The sequence below is a fragment of the Burkholderia sp. BCC0506 genome (assembly GCF_902833145.1).
Lineage (GTDB): Bacteria > Pseudomonadota > Gammaproteobacteria > Burkholderiales > Burkholderiaceae > Burkholderia.
Map to the genome: position 1 here is coordinate 333,809 of NZ_CADFEN010000002.1, position 16,190 is coordinate 349,998.

At 67.8% G+C, this 16,190-nt stretch carries 15 protein-coding genes; 5 read left to right on the forward strand and 10 right to left on the reverse strand.

The features are described 5' to 3' along the window. Positions 1-120: 120 nt before the first annotated feature. Positions 121-1,950 (reverse strand): glutamine--fructose-6-phosphate transaminase (isomerizing), encoded by a 1,830-nt coding sequence (gene glmS, locus HWX62_RS05475; protein ID WP_175985102.1) that lies wholly within the window; start codon positions 1,948-1,950, stop codon positions 121-123. 156 nt (positions 1,951-2,106) lie between these two features. Here glmS and HWX62_RS05480 point away from each other — a divergent pair, with 156 nt between their 5' ends. Next, entirely contained in the window at positions 2,107-2,598 is a 492-nt protein-coding gene (locus HWX62_RS05480; RefSeq protein WP_175932936.1) for an Lrp/AsnC family transcriptional regulator, read from the forward strand. Between the two features lie 161 nt (positions 2,599-2,759). On the opposite strand, the gene HWX62_RS05485 is transcribed toward HWX62_RS05480, so the two are convergent. After that, positions 2,760-3,296, reverse strand: coding sequence for a methylated-DNA--[protein]-cysteine S-methyltransferase (locus tag HWX62_RS05485; protein WP_175932935.1), 537 nt, complete (start codon positions 3,294-3,296; stop codon positions 2,760-2,762). Continuing rightward, complete coding sequence (locus HWX62_RS05490; protein WP_175932934.1) at positions 3,293-4,762, reverse strand: AlkA N-terminal domain-containing protein; 1,470 nt, start codon at positions 4,760-4,762, stop codon at positions 3,293-3,295. Before HWX62_RS05490 ends, HWX62_RS05485 begins: the two co-directional genes overlap by 4 nt. Before the next feature lie 323 nt (positions 4,763-5,085). Here HWX62_RS05490 and HWX62_RS05495 point away from each other — a divergent pair, with 323 nt between their 5' ends. Then, positions 5,086-6,378, forward strand: coding sequence for an MFS transporter (locus tag HWX62_RS05495; protein ID WP_175932933.1), 1,293 nt, complete (start codon positions 5,086-5,088; stop codon positions 6,376-6,378). A gap of 74 nt (positions 6,379-6,452) precedes the next feature. On the opposite strand, the gene HWX62_RS05500 is transcribed toward HWX62_RS05495, so the two are convergent. After that, positions 6,453-7,556 carry a LacI family DNA-binding transcriptional regulator gene (locus HWX62_RS05500; RefSeq protein WP_175932932.1) on the reverse strand — a complete coding sequence of 368 codons (1,104 nt, stop codon included), beginning with the start codon at positions 7,554-7,556 and terminating at the stop codon, positions 6,453-6,455. 71 nt (positions 7,557-7,627) lie between these two features. On the opposite strand from HWX62_RS05500, the gene HWX62_RS05505 reads away from it, so the two are divergent. Beyond that, the gene (locus HWX62_RS05505) at positions 7,628-8,464 is read left to right on the forward strand and encodes an NAD(P)-dependent oxidoreductase (RefSeq protein WP_175932931.1); all 837 of its coding nucleotides are present in this window, start codon (positions 7,628-7,630) and stop codon (positions 8,462-8,464) included. A 28-nt stretch (positions 8,465-8,492) separates the two neighbouring features. Here the strand turns inward: HWX62_RS05505 and HWX62_RS05510 are convergent, their stop codons facing one another. Both HWX62_RS05510 and HWX62_RS05515 read right to left on the reverse strand, forming a co-directional pair. Then, positions 8,493-8,813 carry a DUF1330 domain-containing protein gene (locus HWX62_RS05510; RefSeq protein ID WP_175932930.1) on the reverse strand — a complete coding sequence of 107 codons (321 nt, stop codon included), beginning with the start codon at positions 8,811-8,813 and terminating at the stop codon, positions 8,493-8,495. A 189-nt stretch (positions 8,814-9,002) separates the two neighbouring features. Next, positions 9,003-9,461, reverse strand: a complete 459-nt coding sequence (locus HWX62_RS05515) for a MerR family transcriptional regulator (RefSeq protein WP_175932929.1) — start codon at positions 9,459-9,461, stop codon at positions 9,003-9,005. A 78-nt stretch (positions 9,462-9,539) separates the two neighbouring features. Between HWX62_RS05515 and HWX62_RS05520 the strand changes: the two genes are divergently transcribed. Further along, positions 9,540-10,784: an NADH:flavin oxidoreductase/NADH oxidase family protein gene (locus HWX62_RS05520; RefSeq protein WP_175932928.1), complete on the forward strand. Its 1,245-nt coding sequence runs from the start codon at positions 9,540-9,542 to the stop codon at positions 10,782-10,784. A 68-nt stretch (positions 10,785-10,852) separates the two neighbouring features. Here HWX62_RS05520 and HWX62_RS05525 read toward each other — a convergent pair whose 3' ends face one another. The 4 genes from HWX62_RS05525 to HWX62_RS05540 all read right to left on the reverse strand — a co-directional run bounded on the left by HWX62_RS05525 (position 10,853) and on the right by HWX62_RS05540 (position 15,614). Further along, positions 10,853-12,976 (reverse strand): TonB-dependent receptor, encoded by a 2,124-nt coding sequence (locus HWX62_RS05525; protein ID WP_175932927.1) that lies wholly within the window; start codon positions 12,974-12,976, stop codon positions 10,853-10,855. A gap of 38 nt (positions 12,977-13,014) precedes the next feature. After that, on the reverse strand, positions 13,015-14,484 hold the full coding sequence (locus HWX62_RS05530; RefSeq protein ID WP_175932926.1) for a PepSY domain-containing protein: 1,470 nt from the start codon (positions 14,482-14,484) through the stop codon (positions 13,015-13,017). Between the two features lie 243 nt (positions 14,485-14,727). Beyond that, entirely contained in the window at positions 14,728-15,213 is a 486-nt protein-coding gene (locus HWX62_RS05535; RefSeq protein WP_175932925.1) for a hypothetical protein, read from the reverse strand. Positions 15,214-15,290: 77 nt separating this feature from the next. Further along, positions 15,291-15,614 carry a DNA-binding protein gene (locus HWX62_RS05540; protein WP_175932924.1) on the reverse strand — a complete coding sequence of 108 codons (324 nt, stop codon included), beginning with the start codon at positions 15,612-15,614 and terminating at the stop codon, positions 15,291-15,293. A 146-nt stretch (positions 15,615-15,760) separates the two neighbouring features. Here HWX62_RS05540 and HWX62_RS05545 point away from each other — a divergent pair, with 146 nt between their 5' ends. Beyond that, positions 15,761-15,910, forward strand: a complete 150-nt coding sequence (locus HWX62_RS05545; RefSeq protein WP_175932923.1) for a hypothetical protein — start codon at positions 15,761-15,763, stop codon at positions 15,908-15,910. Positions 15,911-16,190 lie beyond the last annotated feature (280 nt).

The following is a 16,190-nucleotide window of genomic DNA, read 5'->3' on the forward strand; positions in this document are numbered from 1 at the left end:
AGTTACGCCTTGTTAGGCAAGGCTTGGCAGCACAAAAGACGCTCGTAACCAAACCTGAATCGGGTGTCTGTAACTGGAATTAATGCACCTCAGCAGGTGATAAGGGAGAAATGATCTCCCTCACTCCACCGTCACCGATTTCGCCAGATTCCTCGGCTTATCGATATCCGTCCCTCGCGCCAACGCCGCGTGATAGGCGAGCAGTTGCATCGGCACCGTATGCAAGATCGGCGACAACGGCCCGTAATACTCGTTTAGCCGAATCACCTCGATCCCCTCACTCGGTACCAACCCACAGTCCACATCCGCGAACACGAACAGCCGCCCGTTCCGCGCACTGACCTCATGCATGTTCGATCGGAGCTTTTCAAGCAGCATGTCATTCGGCGCAACCGCGATCACCGGCATTTCATTGCTGACGAGCGCCAGCGGCCCGTGCTTCAACTCGCCTGCCGGATACGCTTCCGCATGAATATACGAAATCTCCTTCATCTTCAGCGCGCCTTCGAGCGCGATCGGATAGTGCATTCCGCGCCCGAGAAACAGCATGTTGTCACGTCGCGCGAGCAACTCCGACCACGCCATGATCTGCGGTTCCAACGCGAGCACTTTCGACATTGCATCCGGCAGATGCCGCAGCGCGCGCAGATGTTCCTTCTCTTCATCGTCACTCAACCGCCCGCGCACTTGCGCCAGTGACAACGTCAGCAGGAACAGGGTAACGAGCTGTGTCGTAAACGCCTTTGTCGAAGCTACGCCGATTTCAATGCCAGCACGCGTCACGAACTGAAGCGCACATTCGCGCATCAACGCGCTCGTCGCCACGTTGCAGATCGCGAGCGTATGCATCATCCCGCTGCGTTTCGCGACATGCACGGCCCCGAGCACATCGGCGGTTTCACCGCTCTGCGACACCGCAACCACCAGCGTGCGCGGATTCGGCACGCTGTCGCGATAACGAAACTCGCTGGCAATCTCGACGCTCGCCGGCAGCTTCGCGATGCTCTCGATCCAGTACTTCGCGGTCAGCGCCGCATGATAGCTGCCGCCGCACGCGAGCAGCAGCACCGAATCGACGTCATTGAACACGCGCCACGCGCCGTCGCCGAACAGCTCGGGCATGATCGACGACACGTCGAGCAGCGTATCGGCCACGGCCTGTGGCTGCTCGAAGATCTCCTTCTGCATGTAGTAACGATAGGACCCGAGATCGGCCGCGCCGCTATGCGCGGCGACGCGTTGCACCGCGCGCTCGACGCGCTGGCCGTTTGCGTCGACGATCCAGTAGCGATGCAGCTGAATGTCGGCGACGTCGCCGTTCTCGAGGTAGGCGATGCGATCGGTGATACCCGACAGCGCAATCGCATCCGACGCCAGAAAATTCTCGCCGTCGCCGACCCCGACGACGAGCGGCATCCCGTCGCGTGCGCCGACGATCCGGTGCGGCTCGTCGCGGCACATCACCGCGATCGCATAGCTGCCGCGCAGTCGCGCGACCGCACGCCGTACCGCGTCGAACAGGTCGCCGTCGTACAAGTGGTCGATCAGGTGCGCGATCGCCTCGCTGTCGGTCTGGCTCGCGAACACATAGCCGTGCGCCTGCAGTTCCGCGCGCAGTTGGTCGCAGTTCTCGATGATTCCGTTGTGCGACAGCGCGATGCGCGCATTGGCGTCGCTTGGCGAGAAGTGCGGATGCGCGTTGAGCGTGACGGGGGCGCCATGCGTGGCCCAGCGCGTATGCGCGATGCCCGTGTAACCGGACAACGCCAGCTCGGCGATCTCGCGCTGCAGGTTCGCGACACGATCGACGCTGCGGGCGCGCGCCAGCACGCGGTCGCGGTAGACCACGACGCCGCACGAATCGTAGCCGCGGTATTCGAGCCGCTTCAGGCCGTCGACCAGGTTCGGCAGGATGTCCCGCTGGGCCACCGCCCCGACAATTCCACACATATCGCGCTCCGTAAATGTCCTGTCTGGATCAGTGAGAGCGATGGTAGAGCCGGTGAAATGGAATTAAATTTCAAAAAATCAATAAATATGAAACAGACGGATGATCGTCTATCATGTTGAAATTAAATTTCAATCGCTGACCGGAAGGAGTGACCGATGGCCGGCATCACCCTCGACGAGCTCGACCTGCGCATTCTCGCGATCCTGCAGGACGACGCGTCGGTGTCCAACCTGCAACTCGCCGAGCGCGCGCTGTCGTCGCCGCCCACCTGCATGCGTCGCGTGCGCCGGCTGACGGAGGCCGGCGTGATCCGCCGGCAGGTCGCGGTGCTCGACCCGGTCGCGATCGGCACGGCCGTCACCGCGCTGATCGAGATCAGCCTCGACCGGCAGACGGCCGAAGACTACGACGCGTTCGAAGCGTACGTGTGCGCGGAGCCGGCCGTCACGCAGTGCTACCGCGTGTCGCCGGGGCCTGATTTCGTCGTGATCGCCGATCTGGCCGATGTCGCCGAATACGATGAATTCGCGCGGCGGCTCTTCACCGGCGCGTCGAACGTCCGCAACGTGCGGACGTTTTTCTCGACGCATCGCGCGAAATTCGAAGCGAACGCGCGGGTCGCGCATGCGCTGCGCAAGCGCACATGATGTGAGCTAACCGCCGCGGTCGTTCGCCGTCACGCGGCCGGCACGGCCTCCGCCCGATCGTCAGCGTTCTGAGCCATGCGGCGGGTGAACGCTTCGGCGGTGAGTTCGATGCCGGTGCCGAACGCGCCGGCCGGTATCGAGCGCGTGCCCCGCTCTGCTGATCAGAATGCGAGCTGCGCCTGCTGCATCGGTTGACGCGCGCCGCGCGAAAACCCCGCACCTTCGAGCGACAGCAGCGCGCGCTTCCGATCGATGCCGCCGGCATAACCCGTCAGGCTGCCCGACGCACCGACCACGCGATGGCACGGCACGATGATCGATACCGGATTGCGTCCCACCGCGCCGCCCACGGCGCGCGCGCCGCTCATCGGCAGCCCGACGCGTTCGGTGATGTCGCCGTACGACACGCGTTCGCCGAACGGAATCGCGAGCAGTTCCTTCCATACGCGTCGCTGAAACGCGGTGCCGCGCAGGTGGATCGGCACCGAGAACGTGTCGCGCGCGCCGGTGAAGTACTCGGCGATTTCTTCCGCGACCCGGCGTGCGACCGGCGACATGGCGAGCGCGTCCGCATCGCGCACGATCGCAAGCGACGGAAAGTATTTCTGGCCGACGAAGTACAGGCCGGTCAGCGCATCGTCCTCGATGCGCACGGCGATGTCGCCCAGCGGGCTCGGAATCAGATGAGCGGGAGTCATCGCGATGCATCTCCATGAAGGCGCCACACATGCAGTGCGGCATACGCGCGCCAAGGCGCCCAGCGCACGGCATGCGGTGTCGAGGATGGCAGGCGTGCGGGTTCGGTACGGGCCGGCAGCCACGCGTCGTCGGCGGGGAACGCGTTCGGCCACGCCATCGCGCGCATCGCGACGTACTGCACCGCGCGTTCGTCGAAGCCGGGCAGCGCGCGCAACGCGGCGAGCGTCGCGTCGAGCGGCGCCATCGGTTCGAGCGCGAGCGTGCCGTCGTCGACGGCGCGAGCGAGCGACACGATCGCGCGTGCCGTGTCGTGCTTGATGCCGATCGTTTCGAGGGCCGAAGGCGGCAGCGCGGCCAGCGTCGCGGCGCGGGGCAGTGCGTGCGCGAGGCCCGGCGGCGCGCCGTCGACCGACGTCCCGAAGCGTTCGGCGATGCGCGCGAGCACCGGCGTATCCGCCTGCGCCGCTGCAAGCCGCTCGCCCGCGATCGCACGGATCGCGATCTCCAGACCGTCGAACGCGCCGGGCACGCGCAGGCCCGGCGAGCCGCGCGCGAGATCGCCGAGATGCGCGTCGATCACGTCGGGGCGGCTGTCGAGATCGAACAGCCGGCGCACGCGTGCGAGCACGGCCGGCACGACCGGCGTCAGCACGGGCGACACGGTGACGGCCAACGCGAAGCGCTGCGGCACGTGCGCGACGGAGAGCCAGCCGGTCACGCGGCCGCCGTCGTTCCGGTTCGGCAGGTCGACGACGCGCGCATAACCGTGCGCGTCGATCCGCTCGACGCCGTCGATTTGCCGCTGCGCGAGAAAGCGCATCAGGTCGGCCCACGCGAATGGCGGTCGGTACGGCAGCGGGAAGGTCATGTCGCCGTCGGCCGCTGCGCCGGCCCCTTTGCGCAGCCGCAGCGGATTGAGGCCGTAGCGCTGGCGAAACAGGTCGTTGAAGCGGCGCACGCTGCCGAACCCGGCCGTCGACGCGACGATGGCCACCGGCAGCGCGGTGTCGGTCAGCAGCCGCTTGGCCATCAGCAGTCGCTGCGTCTGCGCGAACTCGACCGGCGACACGCCGAACTGCACACCGAAGATGCGGCGCAGATGGCGTTCGGTCACGCCGACGCGCCGCGCGAGCGCAGCGACGGAATGCGCATTCAGGAAACCGTCGTCGATCAGCGTCGCGGCTGCGTCGGCGAGATTGCCGGACAGGTCCAGCAGCCCGTGGCCGGGCGCGAGCTCGGGGCGGCAGCGCATGCAGGGCCGGAACCCGGCTTTCTCGGCCGCGGCGGCGCTCGGGTAGTAGCTGCAGTTGTGCGCCTTCGGCGGCTTCACCGGGCAGACGGGGCGGCAGTACACGCCGGTCGTCGCCACGCCGACGAAGAACCAGCCGTCGAAGCGGCGGTTCCGCGAAAGCAGGGCGTCGTAGCAGGTGTCGGGATCGAGGCGCATGCGACGACTGTAAACCATCCTCGCGGTCTATTCTGGCTGGAATCGGACATGTGTCTGGGCCGCCCCCGCGCCCGCCGGCCCGCAGCGGGAAAATCAGGGGAAAAACGGTTAATGCCATTCTTCGAAACAGTCGTCTCTTTTGCCGCGGCTAATTTGAGATGACTCATCGAAATCCCCGACTGACACGGTGCTCGCAGACGCCCTATTCTTTGAAAAACGTTTTCCAGTCAGGTTGGTGAAAGGGCCGGTGCGTGAGCGCGCGGGCCGTTCGCCCCGGCGCCGGTCGCCGGTCAACGAATACCGTGCGGCGCGACGGGCGCGACCGCGCATCGGAGACATTCATGCCCTCTGCCGTCGTCGGCGCCGTGCGCGCGGCCGCCAGCCGCTACCGCTGGACCGTCTGTGCGCTGCTGTTTTTCGCGACCGTCATCAACTACATGGATCGGCAGATCCTCGGCCTGCTCGCGCCGATGCTCCAGCACGACATCGGCTGGAGCCAAGTGCAGTACGGCCGTATCGTGATGGCGTTTTCGGCGTTCTATGCGCTCGGCCTGCTCGGCTTCGGGCGCATCGTCGACTGGCTCGGCACGCGCGTGTCGTACGCGGTGGCGATGCTGGTGTGGAGCGTCGCCGCGATGCTGCACGCGGCGGTCGGCTCGGTGACGGGCTTCGCGTTCGTGCGCGCACTGCTCGGGATCGGCGAGGGCGGCAACTTCCCGGCCGCGATCAAGACGACGGCCGAATGGTTCCCGCGCCGCGAACGCGCGCTCGCCACCGGCATCTTCAACTCGGGCGCGAACATCGGCGCGGTGTTCGCCCCGGCGATCATCCCGGCGATCGCGGTGGCCTACGGCTGGCGTGCGGCGTTCGTGATCATCGGCGCGATCGGCATCGTGTGGCTCGCGGTGTGGCTCGTGTTCTATCGACAGGCCGACACGCGCGCGCTCGCCGCGGAATACGACGAGCCGCGCGACGAAACCGAAGCGCTCGACGCGGCGAACGCGAACGCCGGTGCGCCGCGCTGGCGCGAACTGATCCGCAAGCGCGAGACGTGGGCGTTCCTCGTCGGCAAGTTCCTGACCGATCCGGTGTGGTGGTTCTACCTGTTCTGGCTGCCGAAGTGGCTCAACGAGTCGCGCGGGATGGACATGCAGCACATCGGCTTGCCGCTCGTCTGCATCTATGCGCTGACGACGGTCGGCAGCATCGGCGGCGGCTGGCTGTCGTCGATGCTGCTGCGCGCGGGCTGGAGCGTGAACCGTGCGCGCAAGACGGCGATGCTGATCTGCGCATGCTGCGTGTTGCCGATCGCGTTCGTGTCGCAGGTGCAGAGCCTGTGGATCGCGGTGCTGATCGTCGGCCTTGCGGCGGCCGCGCACCAGGGCTGGTCGGCGAACCTGTTCACGACGGCGTCCGATCTGTTCCCGCGCCGCGCCGTTGCGTCGGTGGTCGGCATCGGCGGGATGGCCGGCTCGATCGGCGGCGTGCTGTTCTCGGAAGTGATCGGCCAGGTGCTGCAGCGCACGGGCCACTACTGGGTGCTGTTCGCGATCGGCGCGTCGGCCTACCTGATCGCGCTGGCCGTGATGCACGTGCTCACACCGAAGATGAGGCCCGCGAAACTCGATGCGTGATCGCGTATCGGCAAGCGAAAACGCCGCCCTCGGGCGGCGTTTCTCGTTCGGCGGCGTGGCGCGTCGCGATCGCGTCAGCCGGCCGACGCCGTCGACGCGCGCATGATCAGCCGCGGCTCGAACGTCGAATAGCTCGCATCGGTACGGCCGGCGAGCGCATCGATCAGCTTCTGCATCGCGAGCTCGCCCATGTTCTCGCTCTGGATGTCGACGGTCGTCAGCGCGGGCGCCGCGTATTCGCCGTACGGCACGTTGTCGATGCCGGCGACGGACACGTCCTGCGGCAGCCGGAAGCCGAGCGACGCGGCTTCCTTCATGAAGCCGAGCGCGATCAGGTCGTTGTAGCAGATCACGGCCTGCGGGCGCTGCGGCCCGAGCATCACGCGCGAGCATGCGCGCTCGCCGGCCTCGGCGGTCGGCGCGTGCGCGTCGTGCACGTCGAGCGTGAGCCCCGCTTCGGCGAGGCAGTCGCGCGCGCCCTGGATCCGTTCGTCGTTCACGCGCGCGGTGCCGAAGCCGAGATACGCGATGCGCGTGTGGCCGAGATTGAGCAGATGACGCGCGAGCATGTAGGTCGACAGCCGGTTGTCGATGCCGACGCTCGGAATCGGCAGGCCGGGGCTGCGACGCAGCAGCACGAGCGGCTTGTTGAGGTCGAGCATCCAGCCGGCTTCGTCGTCGGGCATCCGCGTGCTGACGATCAACCCGTCGACGCGCTGCGCGAGCGCTTCGATCAGCGAACGTTCGCGCGCCTGGTTCTCCTCGGTATCGACGAGCAGCAGCGTGTAGTCGTGCTGCAGCGCGACGCGGTTCGCGCCTTTCACCACGTTCGTGAAGTGCGGGTTGCTGATGTCGAGGATCACGAGGCCGATGGTGCGCGTGCGGCCGGTGATCATCGAGCGCGCGAGCGGATTCGAGCGGTAGCCGAGCCGCTCGATGGCCTCCTTCAGTCGTGCCTCGACGGTCGGCGAGAAGCGCTGCGTGCCGTTCACGTACTTCGATACCGTCGCGACCGATACGCCGGCTTCCGCGGCCACGTCGCGGATCGTCGGGGAAACTTTTTTCATGCGAAGGGTAACGTTTTCGTCCGATAACGCCGGATTGTGGCAGAAAAAGCCGGCGTGCGGCCAGCCGTCGATATCGGGAAAGTGCGGATAGCTGCGGACAGGTTCGGCCATTGACGTTCGGCGCCGCGTCCGCGTATAGTTGGAAAACGTTTTCCGATTCAGATCAGATCCAAGGAGATTCGATGAACGCCTCATCCACCGCCGCGCGCAAACCGTTCGGCCGCCTGCTGCTGACGGGCGCGGCCGGCAACCTCGGCCGCCAGTTGCGCGGCGCGCTCGCCGACTGGGCCGACGTCGTGCGCGTCAGCGACATCGCGGCGCTCGGCGACGCGGCCGCGCATGAAGAACTCCGCGTGGTCGACCTGGCCGACCGGCCGGCCGTGATGCAGCTCGTCGAAGGCGTCGACGCGATCGTCCACCTCGGCGGCATTTCGGTCGACGCGCCGTTCGACGATCTGGTCGGTGCGAACATCACCGGCACGTACAACCTGTACGAAGCCGCGCGCAAGCACGGCGTGAAGCGCGTGGTGTTCGCGAGCTCGAACCATGCGATCGGTTTTCATCCGGTCACCGAAGTGCTCGACGCCGATTCGCCGCTGCGCCCCGACAGCCTGTACGGCGTGACGAAATGCTTCGGCGAATCGCTGTCGCGCTACTACTTCGACCGCTTCGGGATCGAGACGGTGTGCCTGCGGATCGGCTCGTCGTTCGAGGTGCCGAAGAATCCGCGCATGCTCGTCACGTTCCTCAGCTATCGCGACTTCATCGAGCTCGTGCGCTGCTCGCTGCTGACGAACCGCGTCGGGCACGCGATCGTCTACGGCGCGTCGGACAACCCGGTGAAGTGGTGGGACAACACGAAGGTCGGCTTCCTCGGCTTCCGTCCGCGCGACAGCTCCGAGCAGTTCGCCGGGCTGTTCCCGGTGACGGCGCCGACCGCCGAGTACGACGATCCCGCGCAGCGGTTCCAGGGCGGCGGCTTCGTCGTCGGCGAGCCGATGGAGCGCAACGCGTCGTAAGCATTGGCGGCGTCGCCTGCGTCGAGCCTCAACGCAGGATGTCGGTCGCCTTGTGCCGCGCGTCGACGCCGTCGATCAGGATCAGCGGGCCGCTCGCGTGCCGGGCGCGCAGCGGCTGGATCTGCCGGTACGCAGGCGAGTCGTACCATGCGCGCGCCGTGTCGAGATCGGGAAACGCGATCGCGATCAGGTCGCCGTGCCACACGCCTTCGCGTACTTCCGGCCGTGCACCGTGAATCACGAAATGGCCGTCGTACGGCGCGAGCGTGCCGTCGATGCGTTCGAGGTATTCGACGATGTCGTCGCACATCTCGACGTCGTGCAGGTGGGCGATGGCGTAGGCGGTCATGGCGGGCTCCTTGGCGTGATGCAGGGCGTGATGCAGGGCGTGAGTCGATGGCGCCATGATCGCGGCGCGGGCGGCGCGCGTCGATTACCTGCCACGTAAGCAAATCGGGACAACCGTGCCGCGTCGTGCTTCAGGCCGCGGCACGACCGGATCGATGGACGGCGCAGCGCAACCCCGCAGCGCACCCCATCACGCCCGCTTGCGCGCCGGCCGCACGACGCGCGCGGGCTCCAGCGGCTCGCTGGCTTGTTCGCCCAGCCGGTCGAGCATTCGTTGCGCGGCGCCCGCGCAATCCTCGCCGGCCGGCTTGTTCTCGATCTCGCCGATCAGCGTTTCCAGATGCTGCCGGTTCTGCGCGAGACGCCGTTCGAGCAGCGCGATTTCGTCGACCTTGTGTCGCAGTGCGGCCAGCAGTTCGTCGTGCGGCCACGCGCCGAGGTCGGGCGGCAGCACCGCGCGGATTTCGTCGAGCGAGAAGCCCGCGCTCTGCGCGCGGTCGATGATCGCGAGCCGTGTCAACGCTTCCGGCCCGTATTCCCGATAGCCGTTCGCCTGCCGGCGGGCCGGTTCGAGCAGGCCGCTCGCTTCGTAGAAGCGGATGCGCGACGCCGCGAGGCCGCTCGCCTTCGCCAGTTCGCCGATTTTCATGCTGTGCTCCAAAAGGGGCTTGACCTTAAAGTTGACTTTAAAGTTATCGTTGGGCATCGTCAATCGAGGATGCCCCCCATGAATCTGTTTGCGCCGCTGACACTGCCCAACGGGGCGGTGATCCCGAACCGTCTGGCCAAGGCCGCGATGGAAGAAAACATGGCCGATGCGGACCATGCGCCGTCCGATGCGTTGCTGCGCCTGTACCAGGCGTGGGCCGACGGTCAGGTCGGCCTGATCCTGACCGGCAACGTGATGGTGGACGGCCGCGCGATGACCGGGCCGAACGGCGTCGTGCTGGAAAGCGACGCGCATCTCGACCGGTTCCGCCGCTGGGCGCAGGTCGCGCGCTCGGGCGGCGCGCACGTGTGGATGCAGATCAATCATCCGGGGCGCCAGATGCAGGCGGCGCTCGGCCAGACGACGCTCGCGCCGTCGGCCGTGCCGCTCGCGCTCGGCGCGCTGTCGAAGCAGTTCCCGGTGCCGAAGGAGATGACGGCCGCCGATATCGCCGACGTGCAGCAGCGCTTCGTGCGTGCCGCGCAGCTCGCGGAGCAAAGCGGCTTCACCGGCGTGCAGGTGCACGCGGCGCACGGCTATCTGCTGAGCCAGTTCCTGTCGCCGCTGACGAACCGCCGGCAGGATCAGTGGGGCGGCAGCATCGAGAATCGCGCGCGCCTGCTGCTCGATATCGTGACGGCGGTGCGTGCGGCGGTGTCGCCGGCCTTCGTCGTCGCGGTGAAGCTGAACTCGGCCGATTTCCAGCGCGGCGGCTTCAGCGCGGACGACGCGAAGCGGGTGGTCGAACTGCTGAATCCGCTCGGCGTCGATCTCGTCGAACTGTCGGGCGGCAGCTATGAAGTGCCGGCGATGCAGGGCGAGGCGCGCGACGGGCGCACGCTCGCGCGCGAAGCGTATTTCCTCGAATTCGCGCGCGACATCACCGCCGTCGCACGGATGCCGCTGATGGTCACGGGCGGTATCCGCCGCCGCGCGGTGGCCGAGCAGGTGGTGAACAGCGGCGTCGCGATGGTCGGCATCGCGACCGCGCTGTCGATCGACCCGAACCTGCCGCGCGACTGGCGCGCCGGCAAGGACAGCGCGCCGGTGCTGCAGCCGATCCGCTGGAAGAACAAGGCGCTCGGCGCGCTGGCGAACATGGCCGTCGTCAAGTTCCAGCTCACGCGGTTGAGCGAAGGGCGTCGCACGCACCCGCAGGTGTCGCCGGTGCGCGCGCTGGTGCGGCAGCAACTGGCCGCGCAGTGTCAGACGCGGCGCTACCGGAAGTGGATGGCAGGGCGCGCGACGGGCACGCGCGTGTGATGCATCGAGGCTGACCGGCACGCCGCCGCGCACGTGCCGCGTTGCACGTGGCGCGGCGGCGTGCGCGCTCAGAACCGGTAGCTCGCCAGCACTTCGAACCGCCGATCGTTGCCGAGCAGATACTGCGTTTCGTCGTAGTACGCGGACTGCACGTAGCGGCGATTGAACACGTTGTACGCACGGGCGGTGATCGTCGTGTCCTTGCGCGGCTTCCACGCGAGGCCGAGGTCGACGGTCGTGTACGACGGCATCACGAGCTGGTTCGCGGTATCGGCGAAGCGCTTGCCGACGTACTTGACGCCCGCGATGCCCGTCCAGTCCGGTGCGAAGCGCCAGCTCACCCACAGGTTCGCGAGCCGCTGCGGCACCGACACCGGCACGTTGCCCGCGCGCGACACGGTCGTGCCGCCGGACGACTGCTGGAAATCGTCGTATTTCGCGCGCAGGATCGACACGTTCGCATCGACGCGCCAGTCCTTCGCGATCTCCGCGCCGACCGTCGCCTCCAGCCCGCGCGACGACTGCTGGCCGACCTGGATCGACCGGTTCGGATTCACCGGGTCGGCGGTCAGGAGGTTGTTCTTCACGATCCGGTACGCGGCGAGCGTCCATTCGGCCTTGCCGTCGAGGAACGACTGCTTCACGCCGATCTCGATCTGCCGGCCGGTCGCGAGCGTGAAGTTCGCCTTCGATGCATTCAGCGACAGCAGCGAGCTGACCGGATCGGCCGCGACCGAATACTGGCCGTACACGGCGAGGCCGGGCCGCACGTCGTACACGGTGCCGATGCGCCAGCCGGTGTTCGCGAACACCTTCGTGAACGCGCCGCCGTTCGCGAGATCGTCGCGATTCACGCTCGCATGGTCGTAGCGCAGCCCGCCGATCACCGACCAGCGCGGCGTGATCTCGAGCCGGTTCTCCGCGAACAGCGCGTACTGGTTCGACTGGCTGCGGTACTTCGGAAACGTGCCGGCCGTATTGATGAAACTGCCCGGATCGAAGTCGAACGGATCGACCGTCGACGTGCCCGCATACGGCGCGTTGTTGTCGTGCTGGAACGTCGTGTGGTTGAACTCGACGCCCGCCGAAAACGTATTGCGCATCCCGAGCAGCGCGCCGCCGACGGTGGCCGTCGTCACATTGCCGTATTGTTCCTGGTCGTGAAAGATCTCGGTATAGCTGCTGCGCCGGATTTGCCCGCTCGACGGCAGGTACGTGTAGTACTCGGCGTCCTTCCAGTGACGGTTGCTCTTCATTCGGTACAGCGTGCTCGTCACGTTCAGCGCGTCGCTCGGCTGCCAGTTCGCCGATACGGTGGCCCAGCTGTCGCGGAACGCGATGTCGGCGTCGCCGACGTTGTAGTTCTTCTTGTCGAACGCGCGATCGCGTGCGCCGTTGACGAGCGGCACGCCGAAATACTGCATCGGATGCATGAAACCCTGCGCGTACGACGCCGTCACGTACAGGTCGGGCGTCACGTCGTAGCGCAGCGCACCGGAGACCGACAGGTTGCGCGAGTCGCCGCGATCGACCCAGTTCGACGAACGGTTGCCGCTGATGTCGAAGCGGTACGACAGCTTGTCGTTGATCGCGCCGCCGCTGCCGAACGCGGCGCGCGCCGTGCCTTCGGTGCCGCCGCCGATTTGCAGCTCGTTGCGGATCGGCGTGCGCGTCGGTTTCTTCGGGACGATGTTGACCACGCCGCCGATCGCGCCTTCGCCGTAGATCACCGAAGCGGGGCCGCGCAGCACGTCGATGTGGTCGACCGACCACGTGTCGAACGGGAACGTGACGCCGATCGCGCCGTACGGGCGCACGCCGTCGTAGAGCTGCGTGACCGACGACGCGCCGACGAAGCCGCGCGCGGCGAGCTCCGAGTTGCCGTTGCCGGGATGCGGCGACGCGCTGATGCCGGCGGCGCGGCTCACTGCGTCGATGATCGAACTGTCGCCGCGCGTGTCGAGTGTCGCGCGGCCGATCTGCTCGACGCTCGCGGGCGTGTCGAGCGGCGACAGCCCGAGATGGCTGCCGGTGTCGAGCGGTTGCGTCAGGGCGGATGCCTTCTGCGCGTCGACGCGAATCGGTGCGAGCGTGGCGCCGGTGCTGTCGGCACCGCTTTCCTGGGCTTGTGCCTGCCCGGCCGGCGAGAGCGCTGCGAGCACGGCGGCGGGCAGCATCAATCTGAACTTCATTGTTTCGTTTCCTTCGAATGGGGAGGCGCTGGCGTCGATCACGCCGCGATGCGCGCGGCGCGGCCGAACAGCAGCCGGTCGAGCAACCAGACCGCGACGATCGTCAGCCCCATCAACGGGAACACGATGCCGAGCAGCACGAGCCCGGCGATCCAGCCGCGCATTGGCGGCGTGCCGCGTTCGCGAGACGGTGCGCCCAGCGTCCCGGCCGGCCGGCGCTTCCACCACATCACGGTGCCCGTGACGGCCATCGCGGCCAGCCCGAGCGACAGCACCGCGCAAACGATCTGGTTCGCGAGCCCGAAATAACGGCCCATGTGCAGCGACGTACCGTACGACACGGCGCGCGATACCGCGCCGTAGTCGCCGTAACGGATGTCCTTCAGTACCGCGCCGCTGTACTGGTCGACGTAGATCGTGCGTTCGGCCTTCGGATCGGCCGGAAAGTACGACGCGGTGAACACGCCGTCCGCGCCGGACGGCAGCGCGAGCGTGTAGCCGCTCGTCACGCCGAGCCCCGCGACGATCGCGATCGCGCGGGCCAGCGGCAACGGCGCGGGCGTCGGCGCGGCGGGCGAATGCGGCACGGGCACGTTGCCGACTGCCCACGGCGTTTGCGGCAACGGCAGATCGTCCATCACCATCCCCGGCATCGGTTCGCCGGAATCGTGGTGATGGCCGGACGGTGCAGCCGCCTGCCCGGGCGCACGCTCGGACGTCGCCGCGATGCCCGGGCGCGTCGAGCGGATCGACGCGCCGCCCCACGCGCCTTCCGGCGCACCGAGGTTCACGGTCGCGGCGAGCGCCTTGAAGTTCTTGCCCCACGAGCCCGACCACGGCAGCCCGGTCAGGATGAACGCGACCGTGCCGGCCGCGAGCCAGATGCCGGCCGTCGCGTGAATGCTCTTCCACAGCGGCCGGCCGCGCAGCGACAGGTCGGGCCGCAGCGCGCGCCCGACGCGTGCCGCGCCGCGCGGCCACCACAGCGCGATGCCGGTGCCGATCATCACGAAGGTCCAGCAGGCGGAGAGCTCCATCAGCAACTCGCCGGTCTTGCCGAGCAGCAGCTTGCGATGCAGCATCCGGTCGACCTGCATGAAGCGGTTCTCGACGCTCAGCGTGCCGAGCACGCTGCCGTCGTACGGGTTCACGTACACGCTCTCGCGGCTGCCGTCGCGCAGCCGGAATACGTATTCGGCGCTGCGATCCGGCGCGGTGGCGACTTGCACGGACACCGGCGTCGCGCCGGCCGGCATCGCGGTGCGTGCGCGGGCGAGCAGCGTGTCGGCATCGAGCCGCGGCGTCGCGCGCGGCTCGACGACCAGCCGGTGCGGATACAGCAGCGGCTCGATCTGCGGCTGGAAGCAGTAGAGCGTGCCCGTGATCGCGAGGATCACGAGGAACGGCATCACGAACAGGCCGGCATAGAAGTGCCAGCGCCAGAGCGTCCGGTAACCGGCGCTGGCGGAACGGGCGGGCGAGAGGGCCCGATCGACGGTGGTCGACATGGTGTGAACTCCTCGGGTTCGTCGAGCGGCGGCGCCGGCGCGGGCCGGCGGCCGTCAACGTGCGTTACATCCGCATGCGCGCATCGCCGCAAGCAGGCGGCGCGGCGCGCTGCGCAAACGGTGCGCAGGGCGGCGTCGCCCGCACGGGGCGGGCAGGCGGGTGAACGCGTGAATCAGGTCGGGTGAAACGAACGGCGTGAACGCGCGGGCACATCGGCGTGCACGCGCCACGGGGCGCAACGTTCAGCAGAACAGAGGCGGTGCGCGGGAGGGCGGGCGATCGTCGAATAGCGATCGCACGAAAGGAAGGCTGTCGAAGTAAACGCGCAAGCGCCGCGGCGGCGCCGTGGGAAACAGCAGTACCAGCAGCACGAACGAGGCGAGCGCGGTAAACAGCGCGGCGCCGAATGCGCACAGGCCGTCGCTGTTGCCGGAGTCGGCCGCCTTGTCGGCATGCGCGTCATGCTTCAGTGCATCGACGAGCGCGAGCGCGTCGTTGGCCGGCGTGATCGGCGCGCTCGCGTCGAAGCGGGCGGCCAGCGCGGCGCCCGTGACGATCAGCGGGCCGCGGCCCGAACACAGCACCACCGAGCCCGCATCCGGACCGTCCGGATCGAGCATCACGGCGCCCGACATCAGCGCGCGGGACAGCAGCGTCACGAGGAGGAATCCCCACAGCCACTGTCGCGCGACGCCCGGTCGGAGCAGGAGGCGGCGAAGTGCGTTCATGGCGCGCGATTGTACCTCCGTTTGCGCGGAGGGGCAGGCGTGCCGTGCGTGTGCGACGCTCGATCCGTTAGGCCGGCTCACACCGGATATGCATCGTCGACCTTCAGGTTCGCGAGCCGGAACAGCGTGCGCAGCGTCTGCGGATGAATGTCGCGGTGCGCGGCGAGCGACGTCAGCATGAAGTCGAGCACCTTCGCGTAGCGCAGCAGCACGAGGCAACGCGCGAGATCGGGCGTGCGGCCGCGCATGTCCTCGGCGAGCGCGACCATTTGCGTCGACAGCGTGCGCGCCATCTCGAGTTCCATCTGCTGTTTTTCGGTCCAGTCGGGCAGCGGCTGTTCGAGCACCTTCGCGAGGAAGAGCTGGAACGACGAATCGGACGAGTTGGGCTGCGCATCCATGAAGAGCCTCGTTGCGTGTGCAGGGCGTTCGGGCGTGTCCGTGGGGGGCGCCCGAGGGTGATTTCATGTCCGCGCGGTACGGCGCGCGGCTTCTGCCTGAACGGAATGCAGATTCCGTACCAGCGTCGCCGGACGATTGTTGAGCAATGTTGAGCCGTGATCCGGCATCGGTCGGCGAGTCCCGCCGGGACTGGATCGCGCAGGCGATCGAGGCGGGCGTCTACGGGCGGGAACGGGACGATGTCGAGTGCCCGACGCGGCGCGCCGAGGCGAAATGCTTCACGGATGTAACGTAACGCGGGCATCCGGCGCGTCGCACGTTTCGGGCGGCGCACGGCCGGATCGACGCGTGCCGTGCGGTTCGGCCACGCCTGCCGTGCGTCCGCCGGCGGGAACCGGCCACGGGAAACGCGCGCCGCCGCATTGCGCGAACCGGGGCGGATGCGCCGGTTGTTTCAAAACAGAGACGGTCCGCCGCGCGGCGACTGGTTGCGTGGCCACCCAACTGGCCCTGCGATCGGCCGCGTAATTGTCCATGGGCAGACGGCACCGGTTTGCCAACAATCTCCGAATGAT